At 42.1% G+C, this 20,948-nt stretch carries 20 protein-coding genes; 7 read left to right on the top strand and 13 right to left on the bottom strand.

The genetic code is table 11. From position 1 onward, the window contains the following. Nucleotides 1-9: 9 nt before the first annotated feature. Together HOP08_15560 and HOP08_15565 are read right to left on the bottom strand one after the other, a co-directional pair. Nucleotides 10-1,608 (bottom strand): PAS domain-containing protein, encoded by a 1,599-nt coding sequence (locus tag HOP08_15560; protein NOT76345.1) that lies wholly within the window; start codon nucleotides 1,606-1,608, stop codon nucleotides 10-12. Nucleotides 1,609-1,673: 65 nt separating this feature from the next. Further along, nucleotides 1,674-2,111 (bottom strand): response regulator, encoded by a 438-nt coding sequence (locus tag HOP08_15565; GenBank protein NOT76346.1) that lies wholly within the window; start codon nucleotides 2,109-2,111, stop codon nucleotides 1,674-1,676. A gap of 137 nt (nucleotides 2,112-2,248) precedes the next feature. Between HOP08_15565 and HOP08_15570 the strand changes: the two genes are divergently transcribed. Next, complete coding sequence (locus HOP08_15570; GenBank protein ID NOT76347.1) at nucleotides 2,249-2,476, top strand: CDGSH iron-sulfur domain-containing protein; 228 nt, start codon at nucleotides 2,249-2,251, stop codon at nucleotides 2,474-2,476. On the opposite strand, the gene dinB is transcribed toward HOP08_15570, so the two are convergent. Then, on the bottom strand, nucleotides 2,473-3,579 hold the full coding sequence (gene dinB, locus HOP08_15575; GenBank protein NOT76348.1) for a DNA polymerase IV: 1,107 nt from the start codon (nucleotides 3,577-3,579) through the stop codon (nucleotides 2,473-2,475). The genes HOP08_15570 and dinB overlap by 4 nt on opposite strands. Nucleotides 3,580-3,669: 90 nt before the next feature. Here dinB and HOP08_15580 point away from each other — a divergent pair, with 90 nt between their 5' ends. Next, nucleotides 3,670-4,251 carry a Crp/Fnr family transcriptional regulator gene (locus tag HOP08_15580; protein ID NOT76349.1) on the top strand — a complete coding sequence of 194 codons (582 nt, stop codon included), beginning with the start codon at nucleotides 3,670-3,672 and terminating at the stop codon, nucleotides 4,249-4,251. 130 nt (nucleotides 4,252-4,381) lie between these two features. Continuing rightward, nucleotides 4,382-4,924, top strand: coding sequence for a YceI family protein (locus HOP08_15585; GenBank protein ID NOT76350.1), 543 nt, complete (start codon nucleotides 4,382-4,384; stop codon nucleotides 4,922-4,924). A 72-nt stretch (nucleotides 4,925-4,996) separates the two neighbouring features. On the opposite strand, the gene HOP08_15590 is transcribed toward HOP08_15585, so the two are convergent. Both HOP08_15590 and HOP08_15595 read right to left on the bottom strand, forming a co-directional pair. Continuing rightward, on the bottom strand, nucleotides 4,997-6,379 hold the full coding sequence (locus tag HOP08_15590; protein NOT76351.1) for an insulinase family protein: 1,383 nt from the start codon (nucleotides 6,377-6,379) through the stop codon (nucleotides 4,997-4,999). Continuing rightward, complete coding sequence (locus HOP08_15595; protein NOT76352.1) at nucleotides 6,376-7,764, bottom strand: insulinase family protein; 1,389 nt, start codon at nucleotides 7,762-7,764, stop codon at nucleotides 6,376-6,378. Before HOP08_15595 ends, HOP08_15590 begins: the two co-directional genes overlap by 4 nt. Before the next feature lie 191 nt (nucleotides 7,765-7,955). On the opposite strand from HOP08_15595, the gene HOP08_15600 reads away from it, so the two are divergent. The 4 genes from HOP08_15600 (at nucleotide 7,956) to HOP08_15615 (ending at nucleotide 12,239) form a co-directional block, all read left to right on the top strand. Then, on the top strand, nucleotides 7,956-8,831 hold the full coding sequence (locus tag HOP08_15600) for a lysophospholipid acyltransferase family protein (protein NOT76353.1): 876 nt from the start codon (nucleotides 7,956-7,958) through the stop codon (nucleotides 8,829-8,831). A 66-nt stretch (nucleotides 8,832-8,897) separates the two neighbouring features. Continuing rightward, nucleotides 8,898-9,875, top strand: a complete 978-nt coding sequence (locus HOP08_15605) for a fatty acid desaturase (protein ID NOT76354.1) — start codon at nucleotides 8,898-8,900, stop codon at nucleotides 9,873-9,875. 348 nt (nucleotides 9,876-10,223) lie between these two features. Further along, the gene (locus HOP08_15610; protein ID NOT76355.1) at nucleotides 10,224-11,633 is read left to right on the top strand and encodes an RtcB family protein; all 1,410 of its coding nucleotides are present in this window, start codon (nucleotides 10,224-10,226) and stop codon (nucleotides 11,631-11,633) included. A 105-nt stretch (nucleotides 11,634-11,738) separates the two neighbouring features. Then, nucleotides 11,739-12,239 carry a hypothetical protein gene (locus tag HOP08_15615; GenBank protein ID NOT76356.1) on the top strand — a complete coding sequence of 167 codons (501 nt, stop codon included), beginning with the start codon at nucleotides 11,739-11,741 and terminating at the stop codon, nucleotides 12,237-12,239. 60 nt (nucleotides 12,240-12,299) lie between these two features. Here the strand turns inward: HOP08_15615 and uxaC are convergent, their stop codons facing one another. The 8 genes from uxaC to HOP08_15655 form a co-directional block, all read right to left on the bottom strand. Continuing rightward, on the bottom strand, nucleotides 12,300-13,712 hold the full coding sequence (gene uxaC / locus HOP08_15620; protein ID NOT76357.1) for a glucuronate isomerase: 1,413 nt from the start codon (nucleotides 13,710-13,712) through the stop codon (nucleotides 12,300-12,302). A gap of 30 nt (nucleotides 13,713-13,742) precedes the next feature. Next, nucleotides 13,743-14,567 (bottom strand): SDR family oxidoreductase, encoded by an 825-nt coding sequence (locus HOP08_15625; GenBank protein NOT76358.1) that lies wholly within the window; start codon nucleotides 14,565-14,567, stop codon nucleotides 13,743-13,745. A 124-nt stretch (nucleotides 14,568-14,691) separates the two neighbouring features. Next, entirely contained in the window at nucleotides 14,692-15,657 is a 966-nt protein-coding gene (locus HOP08_15630) for a nitronate monooxygenase (protein NOT76359.1), read from the bottom strand. Between the two features lie 4 nt (nucleotides 15,658-15,661). Continuing rightward, nucleotides 15,662-16,417, bottom strand: a complete 756-nt coding sequence (locus HOP08_15635) for a class I SAM-dependent methyltransferase (protein NOT76360.1) — start codon at nucleotides 16,415-16,417, stop codon at nucleotides 15,662-15,664. Nucleotides 16,418-16,443: 26 nt separating this feature from the next. Beyond that, on the bottom strand, nucleotides 16,444-18,642 hold the full coding sequence (locus HOP08_15640; GenBank protein ID NOT76361.1) for an acylase: 2,199 nt from the start codon (nucleotides 18,640-18,642) through the stop codon (nucleotides 16,444-16,446). A gap of 113 nt (nucleotides 18,643-18,755) precedes the next feature. Beyond that, nucleotides 18,756-19,241 carry a hypothetical protein gene (locus HOP08_15645; GenBank protein NOT76362.1) on the bottom strand — a complete coding sequence of 162 codons (486 nt, stop codon included), beginning with the start codon at nucleotides 19,239-19,241 and terminating at the stop codon, nucleotides 18,756-18,758. Nucleotides 19,242-19,255: 14 nt separating this feature from the next. After that, nucleotides 19,256-20,443 carry a formate-dependent phosphoribosylglycinamide formyltransferase gene (gene purT / locus HOP08_15650; GenBank protein ID NOT76363.1) on the bottom strand — a complete coding sequence of 396 codons (1,188 nt, stop codon included), beginning with the start codon at nucleotides 20,441-20,443 and terminating at the stop codon, nucleotides 19,256-19,258. 21 nt (nucleotides 20,444-20,464) lie between these two features. Next, nucleotides 20,465-20,725: a hypothetical protein gene (locus HOP08_15655; protein ID NOT76364.1), complete on the bottom strand. Its 261-nt coding sequence runs from the start codon at nucleotides 20,723-20,725 to the stop codon at nucleotides 20,465-20,467. Between the last annotated feature and the right edge of the window lie 223 nt (nucleotides 20,726-20,948).

Below are 20,948 nucleotides of genomic sequence, written 5' to 3' on the forward strand. Positions count from 1 at the left end.
TTTGTGCTTTTATTCTGATTGCCTTAGCGGAAGGTAAATATCAAATTCTGCCCCCTCTCCTGGGATTCCCCTTGCGGTAATGAACCCATCATGACTATCCACGATCTTCTTACAGATCGACAATCCAATGCCTGTACCCGAGTAGTTATCCTTTGAATGAAGTCGCTGGAATAATTCAAATATTTTATCTGCATATTTCTGCTCAAACCCGATTCCATTGTCTGAAATGGACAGCTTAAAATAGTTTTCATAATCTTTAATACCCGGGACATCAATTTGATTTGCAGCCACCCTCTCCACATCAATCCGGATCATCGGCTGGACACCTTCCTTGCTATACTTGATGGAATTGGAAATCAGGTTAATAAGAAGTTGCCGGAATTGAAATGGAATAATATTCAATACAGGAAGTCTGGCAGCATGAATTCTCACATTTTTTTCCTTTATCATTTCTGCAAGATCATTTTTAACATCTTCCAGCAATGCAGAAAGGTCGACCGGCTCAAATATCTTGGGTGAGGCAACCGTTCTGGAAAAAGATAAGAAGTCGTCAATAAGTTTCTGCATGCGACCTGCCGCCTGATGCATTTTCTCAGCATAACCTCTGGTTGTTGGCGGCAATGTCAATCCATCGGAAGCATTCAGCATTCGGTCTCCGAAGATTCTTATCTTCCTTAGAGGTTCCTGCAGATCGTGACTGGCTACAAAATTAAAGGACTCGAGTTCTTTATTCGTGCGTTGTAATTCTGCATTGGTGTGCTCCAGGGATTCATTAAGGGAAGCTAGTTGCTGTGTCTTAGCACTACGTTCTGTAATATCCATTACAGTTCCCACTACTTTAACAGGCTTTGTGCCATCGTATAGTACTTTGCCACGCGTCCAAAGCACCTTGTCTGTCTTCCTCTTATAACGATACTCGCAATCAAAGTGTCCAACTTCAAATCCTTTCGTCATCGCTTTTGAAAGCTTTTCCCGATCGTCAGGATAAACATCATTCATAAACGACTCCATACTCTCTGGACGATCAAATTCAAAAATCTTATAAACCTGAGGAGTATAAATTGAATTCTTACCTGCAAGATCCCATTCAAAGCTTCCGATCTGTCCTATTTCCTGTGCTTCCAGCAATTCCTGTTCACGTCTTTGCAATGCCGCGTGAGTATCATTGATTTTCTCCTGTTGCAGGCGTATAAAAACGTTAAACATCGTAGTGTCCTGGATCATCGTCCAACGATCCACTTCTTCCATCACCTGAGTGAAATGAAGTATATCCTTTGCATATCCGATCAGCAGATCACGCAATACCTTACGACGCATAAAACTCACGAGTACAATATCTTCCGTTACGATCTGATCCCGCTGAATCATTGGAAGCTGATTCGTAATCCAGTTTTTAGTGGTTGTCTCAATAATTTCCGACGCCCTGTTTTCCACCAGCAATTGCATGGTCTCACGATTGCGTTCCATGCTCATCCCGATAAGCTGTTCTTCTGAAAAGTTTGAGAAATACCGAAGCAATGGAATATCAAGTTCCCTTGAGATTTTAAGAGAAAGATGCGCGTACTCGCTTAATTTATTGTCAAGAATATATTGAGCATAGCCCGGCAAGTGCACAAAGTTCAGTCTGGAATTTAATTCTGGGGGTATGTGAAGCCTGGATTCCATTCGTTCTCTCAGAAACTAAGGATAAAGTTTTCGCGCGGCTGGTGGGCAAATGTGCTCAGGTCCATATTAATCATCCTTGATATGATTTCTTTTAGCTTTTGATAGGAATCCGGCTTCCTGACAAAACAAAGGGCACCCAGGCTCCACGCTTTTTCAACTTCGGAAGGGCTGATGGATGTTGAGTAGATAAGAATTGGAACTTTGCCAAAGACGGGATTTTGCTTGATCTCAGCCAGACACTCGAGTCCATTCTTCAACGGCATATTCAGATCCAAAAAGATCAACTGAGGGAGATTGGTCATTCCTGCCAGGTCTCTCATCAGCATATCTCCATTTAAGACGGCGGTAACTTTCACAGAAGGATCCACCTCAGACATTGCCCTGAAAAAAAGCTCACGATCATCTTCGTCATCATCTGCCAGCAAAACCCTTAAAATCTTGGTCATATTATATAATCCGAAAAATTATTTAAACCATAGATACAAAACAACAATTACCCCTAGATGTTCTCAATTATTGGTTTACCCATATTTAGAAGAGTTCTTGACATCATCCTGCGCAAATTTGCCCTTTAAGAAAGATTATGGAAAAAGTAAAGCTTACTGTAAATAGTAATGGATCTATAAAAATCGAGGGAGATTTTGAGATTGTTGACGCTGGTGGAAATGCCTATGGCCTTCAGGGCCGGACTGTAGTTTCTGTTTGTCGCTGTGGCCGGTCAGCCAACAAGCCATTTTGTGATGGTTCCCACAAAGGACATTTTGAACACGAGGCAAAAGCATTTGAACTTCCCCCTAAGAAAGTTATCTAGAATAATTTGAGCTGATCCGTTGGCTCCTCGTCCTTTTGACGGATAATAGGATCGCCGAAATTGGAAAGGGATATTCCCAGCAGGCGAATTTTTTTGTCTTCAGAATCTGAAGCAGAGAGTAATTGCTTTGCCGTGCCAGAAATGCTCTCATAATCATTCACCGCTTCTGTGAATGATTGGCTGCGCGTGGCGAGTTTAAAGTCATGATATTTGATCTTGAGGGTGATGGTTCTTCCTTTCAGACCATTTCGCTTCAGGCGTTCATACAAGACTTCAGCAATCTTTTCCAGTTCTTCGTTCATTTCACTTAATGTCGTAAGGTCATATGGAAAGGTATCCTCTGCTCCTACTGATTTTGTTTCACGATGAGGTTGAACTTCTCTTGGATCAATTCCGCGGACGATCTTATAAAAGAACTTTCCAGCCTTTCCAAAGTGCCGAATCAATTCTGCTTCGGTTAATTTTTTAAGATCTGCCCCATTATGAAGTCCCAGATTTTTCATTCGGGTCGCAGTCACTTTCCCCACCCCGAAGAATTTTTCCACTGGTAGTGACTCCATGAATGCTTCAATCTTTGAAGGACCGATAAAAGTAAATCCATCGGGTTTGTTCATGTCTGACGCGATCTTAGCGACAAACTTATTTATTGAAACTCCGGCGGAAGCAGTAAGGTTCAGTTCCTCACGAATGGCCTTCCGTATCATCTGAGCAATTTCGATTGCGGATCCAATGTTTTGCTTGTCTTCTGTAACATCGAGAAATGCTTCGTCCAACGAAAGTGGTTCAATAAGATCTGTATAGCGATGGAATATCTCCCGGATCTTCCTCGATGCTTCTTTATAAGCTTCAAATCTTGGCCTTACAAAAATCACATGGGGGCAAAGCTGGAGAGCCTTTTTCGAAGACATAGCCGAACGAATTCCAAACTTGCGGGCTTCATAGCTGGCAGTTGCCACCACTCCGCCACGACCCTGCGGTGAGCCACCAACAACGATAGGCTTTCCACGATACTCAGGATGATCACGCTGCTCTATCGAAGCATAGAATGCATCCATGTCAACATGAATGATCTTTCGGCGAGGTGTTTGCGTTTGGTTTTCCATTTCGGAAACACAAAGTAAAGAGTTTAACGAATCAAAAATAGCCTGATTCTGTTGATGGGCTGAAGCGATTCACTACCTTCACGGACGATCATGGATACCAATTCAATCATTAGTTCTATCACACGACACGTCAATCTTGATCCTGCGGAAGAGATGTACTTTAAATCTCTTTTGTTGCCAATCAAAGTCCGTCAAGGTGATTTCCCTGAACGTGCCCATGAAATATCGAAGGGAATGCTTTATGTAAATTCCGGATGCCTGATGTCCTACTTTACCGATAAGCAAGGGACTGATAGAGTTATTCAATTTGCCACTGCAGGCTGGTGGACCGGTGATCTTCACAGTTTTACAAAGCAAATTCCTTCCATCTATACCACGAAGGCTTTAGCGGACAGCGAAGTGTTCCTGCTTCCTAAAACCGATATGGATGCTGCATTGGAAAGACTTCCAAAGCTTGAACGTTACTTTCGCATGCTGTTCCAGAATTCATTGGTGGCACATCAGCATCGGCTTGTGCTTGCCTTTTCTGCAACAGCAGAAGAACGTTATCAGGAGTTTGAGCAGAAGTATTCTTCCCTGGAGCAATATGTTCCACTGAAATACATTGCTTCCTACCTTGGAATTACTCCTGAATTCCTTAGCAAAATCCGTCGGAGAAGGATGGAAAAGTAGTTTTCTTAATCTAGTTCAAGTCCCCCCTCCTGTTTTCTTAACCTGGTTCAAGGACCGAGGGCTGTATAGCACCCTACCTTTGGTGTATCAAAAGCAGAAAAAAAGTATTCACAACAAAATCAAATAAAAAATGGAAACTGCAGTAGCAACAAAGACAAAATGGGGAATTGATCCAACACACACAGAAGTTCAATTCAAAGTAAAGCACCTGGTGATTTCAACGGTAACAGGATTTTTCAAGAAGTTCAGCGGAAGTGTTGAAACTGATAGCAAAGATTTTGATGGCGCAGAAGTTACCTTCAGTATTGACACTAACAGCATTGAAACCAATCAAGCTGACAGAGATGGTCATTTGAAGTCGGCTGATTTCTTTGCATCAGAACAATACCCTACCATGAATTTCAAGGGTGAATTGAAAAAAGTGAGCGGATCCGATTACAAATTGGTTGGACCTCTTACCATCCGTGAGACAACAAAAACTGTTGAATTAGCCGTCGAATTTGGTGGCATCATGGTTGATCCATGGGGTAACACAAAAGCAGGCTTTGAAATCAATGGAAAGATCAACCGCAAGGATTTTGGATTGAGCTGGAATGCTCTTACAGAAGCCGGTGGAATGGTTGTCAGTGAAGAAGTAAAACTTCATCTCAACGTTGAACTAGCAAAAGCATAATTCTGCTAATCAAAAATAATGGTGTTAGTTGTTCATCGAATTCGAACAACTAACACCATTTTATAATTTATACTACTTTGATTTCTTTGAGTCTTTATGAGCTTTGATCTGCTTGTCCAGCAGCTTCTTATCACCCACTACTACCAGCGTCATTTTTTCATAGTCAAAATAATCCTTGGTCATCTGTGACACTTTCTCAGGAGTTACCGCATAGATTCTGGTAACCTTATTCTTGAGATAGTCATCGCTCAAACCATTCTGATCAAGAAAGTTTAATTGATTGACAATACCTGAAGGAGTAGAATTCTGCAGGACAAAAACTCCGGCTTCATATCTCTTAATGCCATCCAGCTCTTCAGCTTTAGGTGGTTCTGTTGACAATATCTTTATCTCTTTTGCAATTTCCTGTAAAGATGCACCTGTGTGCTCGCTTGTAACATCAGCCGATTCAAACCATACCGCAGAATTCTTGCGCAGCTGAATTGAACTGCTTGGAGAATAAGTATAACCCTTGTCCTCACGAATGTTGCTGGTGATGCGTGATCCAAAAGAGCCTCCTAAAAGAAGATTGGTAGTAAGCAACGCCTGATAATCAGGACTTGCCGGATTTAATGTTGGAAGTCCAATGATGATCGTTGATTGCGGTGCGTCAGGCCGGTCGATGATATCGATATTGCTTGACTGGGAAGCTACCGCCGGTGGATAGGTCACCTCCGGGCCTTCTCTCCAGCTTCCAAAGGTTGCGTCAATGGATTTATTGACAGCACCCTCATCAAATTTTCCTACCACGTAGATCACAGATCTTTTGGCACCGAAGTTCTGATCATAGAAGTTCTTTACCATTGGCATCGTGTAGCTTGTAATCATTGCTTCCGTCGGAAAATATCTTCCGTATGCATGATCCTTATACACTGACGCAAAGAATCTCTCACGCGCCATGGATTGAGGAACTGAACGTTGGACACTAAGCTGACGTTTCAAATCTGCCTTTAATCGTTCGATCTCACTTTCAGAGAAAGCCGGATTCATAGCTATGTCGCCAATCACTTTGATCAGCTCAGGAGCAAATTCAGAAAGCACAGAGCCGCTGATATTAACCTGATCAACACCAGCATTAATATTGATGTTTCCACCCATGCTTGCCACTTTCTTTGAGATCGCTTTAAAGTCCATGGTCTTCGTTCCCTCATTCATGATATTGACGGTCAGATCTGCAAGCCAGACCTGATCGGCAGCTTCATGAACATTTCCCGTCTTGATAATAAGGTCAATGTTAACCTTTGGAAGAGCTCCATAAGACACAAGAGTAGAACGTAAACCATTCTTCAACTGCGCTTGTTTCTTTTCAGGGATTTTAAAATCCTTTGGTGTACCACCTGCTGGTGGCAATTGTTTTTGCGCGATGGCTCCAAAAGAAATGAAAGCCAGTACGATCACCGATATTATATTTTTCATTGTGGAGTCGATTTAACAGGTTCTGAAATAAGAATCGTGCGGTTAGTTGCTCTCAGATATTCTTTCACCGTCTTTTGAATTAATTCAGGAGTTACTTTTTTGAATTCTCCTTCTAGTGTATTGATCCTGGATGGATCGTCGTCGAATAGTGCAAAACTTGCCAGCAAATCTGCTCTTCCGATTCCGAAAAATTGTCCCATGTCATCATAAAGCTGTGAACGGATCTTTACGATTGCCAGATCAAGCTCTTCTTTTGTTACTCCTTTTTCAAGTTCAGCGACTGCCTTGTCAACAACCTTGATGATAGAATCCGATGGTATGTTTGAATCATGTATCAGATCCGCCATCCAGATCATGGGTCCCTGATAGTTGTACATGTTTCCAAGGTAATTGATTCCACCGCTGACATTGTCGGTATAACCTTTTTCCTGTACGAGTGCAAAATTCAATTTACTGTCTTGTCCCTGAAGTAACATCTGATCAATCAATCCCATAGCGTAGTATTCAGGAGTATTACGGTCAGGCATTTTATAAGCAATTGCAATGGCCGGCTTTGTTGCAAGCTTATCCTGTTTGGTGAATCTCTTTTCCTTTTCCTGTTTTGGTTCAGAAATATCAGGCTTTGGAGGAAGTTGTGATGAAGGAATACTTCCAAAGTATTGTTCGATCCACTTCTTTGCATCTTCAATTTCAAAATCTCCTACGACTGCGAGTGCGGCATTGTTGGGAGCATAATAAGTTTTAAAGAAGCTGTCAACGTCTTCAAGTTTTGCTGAGTCAAGGTCAGCAAGGTCACCATAAAAGTTATGGGCATTATACCAATTTTCGTTGGCATACTGCGGCATGTCCAGCCATGGAAAACCACCATAAGGCTGATTGAGGACATTAACCTTCACTTCATTTTTCACAACACCCTGCTGATTGGTTAGATTATCCTGATTGATTGCCAGTCCTTTCATACGATCCGCTTCAGCCCAGAGTGCAGTTTCAAATTTATGAGCGGGCATTACTTCAAAGTAATTCGTAAAGTCAAAGCGTGTAGACCCGTTTAAAATTCCACCGTTAGCCTGCACCAGCTTGATAAATTCCATTTTGCCAAGATTCTCAGAACCCTGAAACATCATATGTTCAAACAAGTGCGCAAAACCGGTACGGTCACGAGGTTCAATACGGAAACCAATGTTGTAATAAACAGCTACTGCAACTGTTGGTGCAGTTTTATCCTGAGAGAGTGCCACCTTAAGACCATTCTTAAGTTTGTAGTATTCAACAGGAACCTTAAAGGATGTGTCGCTTTGTTCATCGCCCTTTTTGGGAGAGCATGAAGCCAGCACCATGGCCAGCATCAGAGAACAACTGATCGCTAAATGCAATTTTTTATTCATTTAAGTGTGGGTAGGTTAATTGATTTGGAGAGGATTTAAATTGGATTACAATAATACAAACCCTCCCTCTAAAAGGCCACGCGATTTTCGCTAATTTGACAGACGGGCAAAATAATCCTCAGAATTGGTCAGGGAATAAAGGAATTGAAAAAACGCATACCTTTGAATGTAAATTCTCACTACTCCCATTGATGCAGGCCTTCTTCTTTTACATCGCCTACCCCATTATTTACCTTATTGCTTCCCTCCCTTTTTGGGCACTTTACAAACTTTCCGACTTTTTCTATCTGCTGTTTAAGATCAGCGGATACAGGAGAGACGTGGTTGTGCAAAATCTTAAAAATTCTTTTCGGGATAAATCAGAGAAAGAGATTAACGCACTGGCGGATGCTTACTACAGATATCTATGCGATCTTATTCTAGAAACACTCAAGACACTCCGGACTACCGAAAAAGAAGCTCGTGAGCGATGCACGTTTCACAAACAAGAGTGGCTGACAAAACTTTGTGAAGAGAACAGAAGCATCATTTTGGTTATGGGACATTACGGTAACTGGGAATGGGCCGGTCCAAGCTTTACACTCAACACGGGTTATCAATTGGTGGTGATCTATCGTCCCTTGTCAAATAAATACTTTGACAATATGATGGTGGGCATGCGAACAAAATTTGGAACACGGATTACGCCTGTTAATCAAACCCTCAGAGACATGGTGGCCAGCAGGAAGCAACTAACGGCAACTGCCTTCATTGCCGACCAAAGCGCTTCACATGATAATGCTCATTGGATGAATTTTCTTGGTCAGGACACAGCAGTTTTTATGGGTCCGGAAAAGCTCAGTACTAAATTCAATTATCCTGTCGTTTACATTAAGATTTCCAGACCCAAACGGGGATACTACGAGGTGACACCCGAATTGTTGTTTGAGAATCCCAAGCAGACAACTGATAATGAAATATCTGAGGCTTTCATGAACCGATTGGAGAAAGACATTATTTCTGACCCCACTATCTGGCTTTGGTCACACCGCCGGTGGAAACATCAGCGGCCAGCAAAGGATGAGTAGATATCGTATATACGGAATTACCCTTGATTTTTCTTAACTTTGTGATCCATGCACGAATACCAAAATATGCGTACCGGAAAGGAATTAATAGCCGCCAGCAAGGAATTTGCCTGTGAAAACAGGTTGAGAAGCTGGGCTGAGGTCCTTTTCACAATTGTGCTGGCAGGTGTATTCCTGGTTGCTACCGCGTTGACCTTTATTCCCAGCTGGGGTCATATTATAATGAGTATTGCTGCCGGCCTTACCTACATGAGGATTTTTGTTATCTATCACGATTACCAGCACCGGGCAATTTTACAGCGCTCTCAGGTTGCTGAATGGCTCATGAAACTTGTAGGCATATATATGCTCGCGCCCGAAACCATCTGGAAGCGTACCCACGAACATCATCATAATAACAATTCAAAACTCACCATTTCCGGCATTGGTTCTTATCCAACGGTAAGCAAGGAAAGGTTCAAAAGCCTTACTAAAAGTGAGCGAAGAATATATCTTATCAATCGCCATCCCCTTACAATACTTCTGGGATACTTTACTTTGTTTACATACTGGTTAAATCTGAAGTCATTCGTTCAGAGTCCTTCCAAGCATATGGATTCCCTTGCCTCACTTTTACTTCATTGGGGAATGGGTTTTGCGACTTACTACTATTTAGGGTTTGAAGCTTTTATTCTTGTATGGTGGCTCCCTTTCTTTATTGCTTTCAGCATGGGATCATATCTGTTTTACAGTCAGCATAATTTTCCAGGCGCGAAGTTTCGTGAAAACAAGGATTGGTCTTACGACAATGCTGCACTGGCATCAACCAGTTTCATGAAAATGAATCCAATCATGCATTGGTTTACTGCCGATATCGCATATCATCATGTTCATCATCTCAATTCAAGAATTCCTTTCTACCGTCTGAGAGAAGCGATGAAGAGCATGCCCGAACTTAAGAATGTTGCCAAAACATCTCTTAGCCCGGTTGACATGTGGAAGTGTTTCCGTCTCAAGGTTTGGGATCCTGAGAAAGAGGAGATGATCACTCTTCGTCAGATGTAAGTCTCAGTCAAGACTTCATAATCATTATAAATAACAATTATATTTCTTTGCTCTCTTTGAAATCAGAAGAGAACTCATTTACCTTTGTTCCATCATGCTGAGAGAAATAGCAAAATATCGTTTCAATTCAACACCGCATAGTGGTTTTGGATGCGTGTGCCGGATTTTCAGTTGATCATAACCTGATCAATCACTGTAAACCCGGCATCAACCGGGTTTTTTTATTATAGACCCATTCGATTTGAAAAAATGAAAGCCTTAAATGGTAAGAGAATCATTTTGTCAAAAATGAAAGTAATAATGTGTTGTTAAGAATTTCTCCTCATGAGAAAATTAAAGAGTTGAGTTATGAAAAGGAAAATGTTAAGTGGGAATGATCTGATCAAATTAGGTTACCCTGAAGGAAAGGCGATTGGACTCGCCATCAATACTGTAGTAAGATTCTATCGCAGAAGTGATAAGGAGGAAATCTATGCGGTTTTGAAAGCTGTTCTGGCAAATCCAAAAGACTATGTCGAAGATTCTTTATGGAGCAAGGTGGCGTTGGCATTGTTACCATCAGAAAAGAAAAACAGGTCGCACGAACTATTAAAGAACAGAATTGAATATCCGATCTACGGTTCCGAAAATATTGAAGAAGGAGCCCGGAATCAGATGGAGATCGCAATGAAGCTGCCGGTAACAGTGGCGGGTGCTTTAATGCCTGATGCTCATCAGGGATATGGATTGCCCATTGGCGGAGTTTTGGCAACACGTAATGCAGTGATTCCATATGCTGTCGGAGTTGATATCGGATGTCGCATGTGTTTAACCGTATATCCATTGGATGATGTTTATCTGGAAAGACACAGAAGCGACCTGAAGAATATACTACTGGACACTACATGCTTTGGAAGCGAAGCATTTAAGAAGCCCAAGGAGCATGAAGTATTGGAGAGCAAACTGTTTAGCGAAATTCCGATTCTCCGAAATCTGAAAGGAAGGGCGGCAACACAGATAGGTTCTTCAGGAAGTGGGAATCACTTTGTTGAGTTTGGATGGATTGAGTTGAATGCCAACAATGAATGGAAACTGAATTCCGGAAGGTATCTGGCAGCACTATCTCATTCAGGTTCGAGAGGTCTTGGAGCAGAAGTTGCAAGACACTATACCCGACTGGCAAAAGAGCTATGCCACTTGCCTGGAGAAGCATCTCATCTTGCATGGCTGGATCTTGATTCAGAAGCAGGACAAGAGTACTGGCTGGGGATGAATCTTGCGGGTGATTATGCTTCCGCAAATCATCAGCAGATCCATCAGAGAATTGCATCAGCCTTAGGTGAACAATCTCTATTTACGGTAGAGAACCATCACAACTTCGCCTGGAAGGAAAAGCTGATGGATGGAAGTGAAGTAATTGTTCATCGCAAAGGCGCGACCCCTGCAGGCAAGGGTGTTCTTGGAATTATTCCAGGATCGATGACTGCGCCTGGGTATGTTGTGAAGGGCAAAGGCAATCAGCAATCATTGAACTCTGCATCTCACGGAGCAGGTCGATTGATGTCTAGAAGTGCAGCCAAGAACAGTATTACCAAAAAAATGGTAAGACAGGAATTGGAGAAATCGGGAGTGGATCTGATCGGTGGCGGTCTGGATGAAGCACCGATGGCCTACAAGGACATCCGGAAAGTGATGAGCTATCAGGATGAATTAGTGGAAGTGCTCGGAGAATTTTCTCCGAAGATTGTGAGGATGGCTGGAGGAGAAGATGAAGATTAAAGATCAAAATTTAATCTCTCCAAATGCCTGAGAAATTAATTTACTAAGGTGAAATTTTATCAATACCAGATTAAGCCTTCGCCTTTGATCTTTAACTTTTTAATTATGAGAATTGAATGGATTGAAAAATACATGAAGGACGCCGAAGGAATGATTTATGAGAATCAAATTGAGGCAGGACTAAACGTGCTGAATGGTCTTCTTTATGAAGAGCCAGGGTATGGAAGTCTTCACAATCACATCGGATGGGCTTACATGTACTATACTGCGGATGCCGCAAAGGCTGAGCAGCACTTACAGTGGGCGATCAGGTTTGAAGCAGAATTTCCTGCTCCTTACCTGCACCTTGGTGCATTGTACATCCGTCAGTGGCGTTATGACGAGGCATTGTCTGTTCTTCAAAAGGGATTGACAAAGCCAGGAGCTAACAGACTGGCTCTTTATGAGAACATTGGTCAGGTGTATGAATTGAAAAAGGAATACACGAAAGCTGTGCGCGCTTATAAAGAAGGTCTCGCTTCTACCGCTGGAGGTGACACCTATCAGATGACGGAAGGTATCAAAAGATGCCGGAAGAAGAGATGGGTGATGATGTTTACTTTTTAGGAGTGATCCATTCAGGTCACTCCTTTTTTCTGATCTTGCGGCAGAAATAAAACTGACCTCCTAAAACTTAAAGTAGGTTTTTACATTGTTGTAACAGATATCCTCAATCATCTTTCCAATGCGAGGTATATCATTCGGCAATTCTCCATTTTCAACATCCTTTCCAACAAGATTACAAAGCGTTCTACGGAAATACTCGTGACGAGGAAATGAAAGGAAACTCCTTGAATCTGTTACCATTCCAACGAAGCGTGACAATAACCCCATATTGGACAGCGTATTCATCTGCCTTTCCATGCCATCCTTCTGATCTAGGAACCACCAGCCAGAGCCGAATTGCATTTTACCCGGCATCGATCCATCATTGAAGTTCCCCACCATCGTCGCAAAAACTTCGTTGTCTGAAGGGTTCAAATTATAGATGACAGTTTTGGCGAGTTGATTGCTCGTATCGAGATAATCTAAAAATCTTGAAAGATGCTGAGCCTGACTAAAATCACCTACAGAATCAAAACCGGTATCAGGTCCTAATTGCTTTATCATTCTCGCTGAATTATTACGCAGTGCTCCCAAATGAAGCTGCTGCGCCCAACCAATAGAATGATATTCCTTACAAAGATGAATCAGAATTGCACATCTCAACTGAAGACGTTCTTCCGTCGAAAGCTCTTTTCCGCCTCTCACCTTCTTAAATAATTCAGGGGACTTTGACAAAGCATTTGCATCAAAGTGTATAAACTCCAGACCATGATCTGAAGCACGACAGCCCAGTGAATTAAAAAACTTAATTCTGTTTACAAGTGCTGAGATCAGATCATCGAAACTGTTGATAGATGTATTTGAAGCACCTGCCAACTTCTCCAGATATTCATTGTATGCCACTGGATTCTCAGTTGCATACGCCTTATCAGGACGAAACGAAGGATACATTTTCAATGCTGTTCCCTGTTTTGCAAATTGCTGATGATACTCCAGAGAATCAATTGGATCATCGGTTGTGCAGACCACCTGAACATTCATTTTTGCTAATAGTCCCTGCACCCTAAAATCTTCCTGCTGAAGCATTGCTGAGCTTTGATCATAGATATCTCTTGCGGAAGATTCATCCAGTATCTTAGTAATTCCAAAATAACTCTTCAGTTCGAGGTGAGTCCAGTGGTACAATGGATTCCGCATGGTGTAAGGAACTGTCTTAGCCCATTCATTGAACTTATCAAAAGGAGATGCATTGCCGGTGCAGTATTTTTCTGCAACACCATTGGTACGCATGGCCCGCCATTTATAATGATCGCCAGCAAGCCAAGGTTCTGTAATATTATTGAACTTCCTGTTCTCCGCTATCTCTTTTGGCGAAAGATGATTGTGATAATCGATGATAGGCATTGAAGCAGCATATTGTTCGTAGAGCTGAACGGCTGCATCATTGGTCAATAAAAAATCTTTGTTCAGAAATGGCTTAAATGACTTTGTCATATTATAAAATAAACAATACGATGTTAAAAACTATACGCCACAGAATACATTAAAGCCACCGTCTACCGGAACATTGACACCGGTTACAAATGCAGAAGCATCCGAGCACAGCCATACCAATGTTCCAATCAGTTCTTCTGGTTTTCCAAACCGTGCAAAAGGAGTTTGATTGATTGCTGATTGGCCACGAGCCGTATACGTTCCATCAGGATTTGACAGCAATGCTCTGTTTTGTTCGGTCAGAAAGAATCCAGGAGAGATCGCATTAACACGAATACCTTCTCCAAATTTCTTTGCCATTTCAACTGCAAGCCATTCTGTAAAATTTCCAACAGCCGCTTTGGCTGCTGAATATCCGACTACTCTTGTAATCGGTCGGAAGGTAGCCATTGACGCAATATTGATGATCACTCCTTTCTTCCGCTTGGCCATGTCTTCTGAAAAGACCTGGGTAGGCATTACCGTTCCCATGAGATTGAGGTCAACCACTTTTTGAAAATCAGCCAGATTGAGATCAAAGAAATTCTTATCCGGAGCTATGATTGCACCAGGCATATTGCCACCGGCAGCATTCACAAGGATATCAATGGACCCAAACTCTCGAATGATTTCGGTGCGGGCTTCCTCTAATTGATGACGATCTAAAACATCAGCTTTTACCGCCAATGCTTTTCCACCTGATGCCTTGATCTCCTTAACGAGATCTTCTGCCGCTTCCTTCCTCCTGCCAAGAATAGCTACTGATGCTCCCGCAGCCGATAATCCCTTTACCATGGATTGTCCAAGAACACCGGTTCCCCCGGTTATAACTGCGATTTTATTGTCGAGTGAGAATAGAGATTTTGGGGTGCTCATTAAAAATGTGTGGATTATTTAACGGAACGAAATTAAGTCAAAAAATTTAAGTCGTAGCTACTAAAATGTGTGCAACTTAAATTCAACAATGCAACAAATTCAAAACTTGTTGCACGGTGATCGATTACCGACGACCTGTAGCAACGTCGTACTCATCAGTAAGGGTCTTGATAATATCTTTCATGGCACGCACCGATTTTACGTCCTCAATGGCGGGGCCAGCACACCAAACAGTTTTATAGGTCGCTCCGAAAGCCGCTTTCTCTACAGCTTTCATTCCACGTAATGCGATCAACATTTTAGCGTACTTTTTCAACGTCTTGTTATTATTGAGTATCCATTCCAGAAAATTTGCCTTTGTCCCCAGCTGTTTAACGTAGGGAGTATTGATCACAGTGAGGGCTGATCCTGAAAGTTTGTTGGTCCTGACAATATCTTTTTCACCATAGTCTATCATGGCTTGCTTGTAATCCGGTGAAATGTCGGCTTCATCACAGGCAATGAAGATCGTTCCAATCGAAGCGCCAGCAGCACCCCAGTCCATCATCTCTTTAAGATGTTTGCCTTGTGATATTCCTCCCGCTGCAATGATTGGGATATTGCAATTTTCTTTTAGTAACGTAATCAGATCCTTCGGAAGGATATTTCCAGCATGCCCTCCTGCCCTGCTGTTGACAGCAATGACAGCATCAGCACCCATCTCCTCTACTTTTTTGGCGTATGCAAGATCTACTACATCACAAAAGACCTTTATACCCAAAGGCTTGCACCGCTCAATGACTTCTCTTGGACTGCCAAGTGAAGTGATAATGAAATCAACCTTGAGCTCCAACAGTGTTTCGAGATGTGATGGATATTTAGGATTCGATTTGTTAACAATAAGATTTACACCAAAAGGTTTGGATGTGAAGTCTTTTATTTCCTTGATAGCGGAACGCAACTCAGCATCTGTGCGATAGTTCATGGCAGGAAACGCAGCTGTAACTCCGCTGGAGAGCGCAGCCTTTATCATTTTCGTATTCGAGATCAGAAACATCGGTGCAACGATGATAGGATATTCGATACCCAGAAGTTTGTCAAGAGTGACCATGAGATTATTTAAGCTTTTTAATTTCTATGAGCCAGTCCCAGGGATATGGCGCTTTCATCCATGAAGGTGGTGAATCAAATTCAGTATTCCATTCATATTCCAGTTTTTCCAAGGCAGTAATATTAAGTTTTGCCTCACTGAAGAGCACCCTTATTTCTGATTCTGAATAATGCTTGGTAGGAATTTTGTCAATATAAATAATCCCCTGAAGAATTTCGCGCTTACTGCCCTTATAATAGCTCAATTCAGATGCTGGAATCTCTGATGGATTAACACCCTCCTTCTTATACCATTCCATCAATCGCCAGGAAGAGAACATAACCGACTCAAGGGATGGAACCACGATCACGGCAGTTCCATTTGATGATAGAGCTTTATGGATGTTCCTGATCATAGCAATATTCTTATCCAGTTCAGGAAGCATGATGACATTACAACAAAAGACAAAATCCGTAGGTGGAAAAACAAGATTTCTACTGGTCAGGTCTGCCCGCTTGCACGTAACATTGCTGAATTTCCCAAGTCGGGCAATACTCAAAAGCTCTGAAGAGATATCAATACCCAAAACACTTGAGAATGCTGGCGACAAATATGGAAACGCCTTCCCCACTCCACACCCAAAATCGATTGCTTTGCTTTTTGGATTGGAATGCTTTTCAAAATAGTATTTCAGCCTTGAATTCCTGTCACTTTTAAATACATCAAAAATCTCATCCTGATAGTTGGAGCCAATGCCATCCCAGTGCGATCGTTGATTCATATAATGTGATTTCCTGATTTTAAGATCTATAAATCACCGGGATGATAAGAACGCTCTACATGAAGTTTGATATCCTCATCATAGAACAGCACATCTTTAAATTTACCCTGAGCGTACATCGCAGACTGGTCATTGAAATGTAATGACGATGGGTCACTGCTTGAACCGCCCGTTACGATAGACCTGGCCCGGACTTTTTTACCAAACTCCACGACGGCCACAAAGCTATTTCCCACACTGCCATAAATCTTTTTTGTATTAGAATACTTCCTTGCACCAAAGGCTGCCAGAGATCCCCAATAAGATGAAGTGAAGGGAACTGCAATACTGGGTTGATTGTCATCGAATACAGATTCGATCTTTCCAGTAATCCGTTGAAAGCGATTGATTTCACCCCATGGCTTTTTCCAGCTTCCAAAGCTTCTTTGTAATTCATTCATTGCTTTCGATAACGCTTTTAACTTCTCTGATGATGATGTTCCCTTTTCAAGAAAATCTATAACAGCAAGCTGATCACTGTTCGAGGGTATTCTTAAAGCAACGTCCTGACGCAAGTGTTGTGCCCAGTAAACTGCGAGTGTAGTAGGAATAGATGTCTCAGAGAATCTCAGGTCCCAATTTCTTAAAAGCTCTAAAGGTTCAGAAAGTTTTACGCTGAGGGTATCACTTTTTGATGCCTGCTCATTATAGGAAGAAACAAGAGATGGTATCAATCTTTCAAATCCCGGAAGATAAGAATCATAGGCGGCGGCAATCAGTTTGTCGAGAGTGAATGCCTTCTCATCTTTCAATACTTTCACTGCATGAATACCCCTTGCGTTTTCTGCATCCGGCGCTATGTAGTTAAGATAGTTTTCTTTTTTTGGACTACTTTCTCCCGAAACGGTAAAGGGAGTTGAATTACAGTTTTGAATCCAACCCGATGCAGGATTATGAATCTGAACAATGTCTTCAAGAGGATGAAGACCCTTCCAATCGGTCGCAGGATTGCTGCCATCGAGAGGCATGGACCAATCAAATGATGGATCCCGTCGTGGAATAAAATCTCCATGCCAGTAGGAAATATTTCCCTTATCATCTGCGTACACAGTATTATTGGAAGAGTTGGTTTGAAGGGCCATCGTATTTTTAAAATCATCAAGCGAAGCGGCCTTCGTCCTTTGATACGATTGCGTAAGCGCCTTTAATGGCTCATCCATGATCTTAATCACTCCCATTTTTCCGTCATGCAATTCCACAACAGGTCCATGATGAGTACGGAAGACTGTGAAATCCTTTTTCATTCTGCCGGTCGGACTCTTATAAAAAATTGAAATCGTCTGACTGGTAAGAGGCTTCAGCTCAGTGCCATATTTATAGAATTGTTTTTTATCTTTTTCGATTATTGTTTCCCAGTATGAATCAAAACTATCTGCACCGCTGGTTGTGTGCATCCATCCGCAATGCTCATTGAAGCCCTGATAGATAAAGAACTGACCCCAGGTTACGGCGCCATATGCATTTAGACCTTCATCACTCTTCATGTGCACCTCCGATCTGAAATAGAACGATGTATGAGGGTTGATCAGTAATAGTGAATTTCCCGAAGCACTTTTTGATGGAGCAATTGCAAATCCATTTGAACCCTTCGGCTCTGGTTCAAAGTTGTCGTATGATCCGTCTCCCTGATCTTCTTTTCTTGCTGTCTTTTCATTTGGGGTACCGTATAAGTTCTTAAGCTCAGCTAAAGAAACCCTTTCGATATCACCGCCGATGCTTCCTTCACTGAAAAGCAATGGCATCCACGGTTGGAATCGTTTAATCAGTTTTGGTTTTACATCTGGGTGTGTGTACAAGTAGAAATTGATTCCATCCGCAAAAGCCATACAGACTTTCTTCATCCAGTTGGGACTTGATTTATAAAGAGCAATGGCCTTGACGGTATCCTGATAGAGTCGAGTACGTAAATCATGATAGATAAATGACTCTCCTTCGACTTCTGCGAGGCGTGCGATGGCGATAAGATAATTCCTTTCAACCCTTTCAAAATCATTCTCGCACTGAGCATATAACAATCCAAACACGGCATCGGCATCTGTCTTACCCGCAATGTGAGGAACTCCCCAGGTATCCCTTGTGATTGTAATGCCCTTTGCCTGGGCCTTCCACCTGGAAATCTCCTGAGGTGTAAATTTCTGCGCGAAGACAGATGATGAAAGAAGAACCAGGAAGATTATCTTTTTCATGTCGTTGTTGGATTAAACGAACTGAAAAGTATCTAAACTTTTTGAATTCTGGATTAAGAAGGTGGGATTATAAAACCCATCACCCGGAAACAACCCAGTTAATAAAATTTAAGTTATGAATGGCGGGAATAATAGCGGTTAGCGAGAATAGAAACAGGTAAGCCAATAGCGAACATAAGAATAATCGCATTCGTTATAGCACCGTTCAGATTAAATGGGCGTGCAGGAATCTGCGTCATTGGAACAATCACCTGATTCATCATCACCCAGACAAAAACTCCATAGGCAAGTCCCACAACAAACTTATTTCCTCTCAGGAAGGATAATTTCGGATAGAGGATAAAAAACAGAATTGTCCATCCAAAGGCGATGATATAATGGAATAGCAGGCCGACAGCACTCATCATTCCGCCGCCGGAATATGCTTCCTTTCCGAATACTGCACTTGAAATATAGTTGAGAACGATTACAGGACTTTTCCCCGTACTAATATAAAACGATGTAAAGGCAGACAGAATGTCCAATGTTCCGGCAATCAATCCTGCCACTATGATAGCGGAAATTAATCCCTGGTTATTCCTACCGGATGCATCGCTCATAAGAAGTTTGATTTTTATTGAAGATCGTATTGAATATTTTTTGAAACTCTGCCCGCTTTTGCTCTGGCTTCTTCAATCGATCCTCCCAACGCAAGACACACACCCATCCTTCTTTCTCCATTGACTTCCGGTTTTCCAAACAAACGCAATTGAGTGTCCTCTTCTGCCAATGCTCTCTCAAAGCCTGAGAAGACAATATTAGATGATTTACCTTTCACAAGAATCACGCAGGATGCGGCAAATCCAAGCTGACGAATAACAGGTATTGGTAAACCCAGAATTGCTCTTACATGCAATGCAAACTCTGATAAATCCTGCGAGATCATCGTCACCATGCCGGTATCATGAGGGCGAGGCGACAACTCGCTGAAGTAGACGATATCCCCTTTGATAAAAAATTCTACCCCAAAAATTCCTACACCTCCCAATTCATCCACCACCTTCCTTGCGATTTCCTGGCATGTACTCAATGCTTTTTCAGACATCGGATGAGGCTGCCATGATTCCTGATAGTCTCCATGCTCCTGGCGATGACCGATCGGTGCACAAAATGAAACTCCATCCTTATGCTTTATGGTAAGCAATGTGATTTCATAGTCAAAGTCAATAAAGCCTTCTATGATAACCCTTCCGCCACCACTCCTTCCACCCTCCTGGGAATATTGCCATGCAGAATCTATGTCTTGCTCAGTGTGAATGGTACTTTGACCTTTGCCAGATGAACTCATCACGGGCTTTACCACACATGGAATTCCAATGACCTTGACAGCATTAAAAAATTCATCACGGGTTCCTGCAAAACGATAAAGTGAAGTTTTGATCTGAAGCTTTTCTGCTGTGAGCGACCGGATCCCTTCACGATTCATCGTTAACATTGTAGCATTGGCTGTGGGAATAATTCTGAACCCCTCTTTCTCAAGTTCGATCAAGGTACTGGTGGCAATTGCTTCCACTTCCGGAACAATAAAGTCCGGCTTCTCTTTCAGGATAAGATCACGCAAAGCCTTTCCATCCAGCATTGAGATAGTATAGGATCTGTGAGCAACCTGCATGGCGGGCGCATTTTCATAGCGATCCACCGCAATGACTTCGACACCATAACGCTGAAATTCAATAACAACTTCCTTTCCTAGCTCACCAGAACCAAGCATCATCACTTTGACGGCAGAGGACGTTAACGGTGTACCAATCGCAACAGGCATTTTTAATTCTTTAATTATGAATCATTTCTTCTGGTAGGCAAATTTAAAATAGATCAGCAAAATGCTAAGAAAACAAACGATACTATTGGCGATGATGACCGGCCATAGATTTAGAGCGATGGCGTAGACAAGCCAAATAATCGTGCTGATGAAAACAATGAAGATCATCGTAAGACTTAAATCATTTACACTCTTCGTTTGCCACACTTTATAAACCTGTGGAATAAATGTTACTGCACTTAAAAATGCTCCTGTATGTCCAAAAATTTCGATCCAATTCATTTCGTCTTATTTATGTTTTAGTTTGTTCTCCCATCGGTCAGCTTCCTTTTGTCGCTTCAATCCCCCTCCTTTAATATATTCTGAGAGCTTTTGGTTCATTCCCCCTTGCGATGTCAGGTGGAAATATCCGCAATCTTCGCAACGATAGACTGCAATAGGCCCCGATCTTGGTCCATATTCAAATTTTGTCTGGGCATCAATCAAGGCATCTTCCGCAATTTGT

This window comes from Cyclobacteriaceae bacterium, assembly GCA_013141055.1.
Lineage (GTDB): Bacteria > Bacteroidota > Bacteroidia > Cytophagales > Cyclobacteriaceae > ELB16-189.

Bases quoted from the DNA above. Each gene is read 5' to 3' on its own strand.
- HOP08_15610 (NOT76355.1), top strand. From the start codon at position 10,224: ATGAAAAGGAAAATGTTAAGTGGGAATGATCTGATCAAATTAGGTTAC.
- HOP08_15570 (NOT76347.1), top strand. From the start codon at position 2,249: ATGGAAAAAGTAAAGCTTACTGTAAATAGTAATGGATCTATAAAAATC.
- HOP08_15655 (NOT76364.1), bottom strand. From the start codon at position 20,725: ATGAATTGGATCGAAATTTTTGGACATACAGGAGCATTTTTAAGTGCA.
- dinB (NOT76348.1), bottom strand. From the start codon at position 3,579: ATGGAAAACCAAACGCAAACACCTCGCCGAAAGATCATTCATGTTGAC.
- HOP08_15630 (NOT76359.1), bottom strand. From the start codon at position 15,657: ATGGTCACTCTTGACAAACTTCTGGGTATCGAATATCCTATCATCGTT.
- HOP08_15635 (NOT76360.1), bottom strand. From the start codon at position 16,417: ATGAATCAACGATCGCACTGGGATGGCATTGGCTCCAACTATCAGGAT.
- HOP08_15615 (NOT76356.1), top strand. From the start codon at position 11,739: ATGAGAATTGAATGGATTGAAAAATACATGAAGGACGCCGAAGGAATG.
- HOP08_15600 (NOT76353.1), top strand. From the start codon at position 7,956: ATGCAGGCCTTCTTCTTTTACATCGCCTACCCCATTATTTACCTTATT.
- purT (NOT76363.1), bottom strand. From the start codon at position 20,443: ATGCCTGTTGCGATTGGTACACCGTTAACGTCCTCTGCCGTCAAAGTG.
- uxaC (NOT76357.1), bottom strand. From the start codon at position 13,712: ATGACAAAGTCATTTAAGCCATTTCTGAACAAAGATTTTTTATTGACC.
- HOP08_15585 (NOT76350.1), top strand. From the start codon at position 4,382: ATGGAAACTGCAGTAGCAACAAAGACAAAATGGGGAATTGATCCAACA.
- HOP08_15595 (NOT76352.1), bottom strand. From the start codon at position 7,764: ATGAATAAAAAATTGCATTTAGCGATCAGTTGTTCTCTGATGCTGGCC.
- HOP08_15590 (NOT76351.1), bottom strand. From the start codon at position 6,379: ATGAAAAATATAATATCGGTGATCGTACTGGCTTTCATTTCTTTTGGA.
- HOP08_15605 (NOT76354.1), top strand. From the start codon at position 8,898: ATGCGTACCGGAAAGGAATTAATAGCCGCCAGCAAGGAATTTGCCTGT.
- HOP08_15645 (NOT76362.1), bottom strand. From the start codon at position 19,241: ATGAGCGATGCATCCGGTAGGAATAACCAGGGATTAATTTCCGCTATC.
- HOP08_15580 (NOT76349.1), top strand. From the start codon at position 3,670: ATGGATACCAATTCAATCATTAGTTCTATCACACGACACGTCAATCTT.
- HOP08_15565 (NOT76346.1), bottom strand. From the start codon at position 2,111: ATGACCAAGATTTTAAGGGTTTTGCTGGCAGATGATGACGAAGATGAT.
- HOP08_15640 (NOT76361.1), bottom strand. From the start codon at position 18,642: ATGAAAAAGATAATCTTCCTGGTTCTTCTTTCATCATCTGTCTTCGCG.
- HOP08_15625 (NOT76358.1), bottom strand. From the start codon at position 14,567: ATGAGCACCCCAAAATCTCTATTCTCACTCGACAATAAAATCGCAGTT.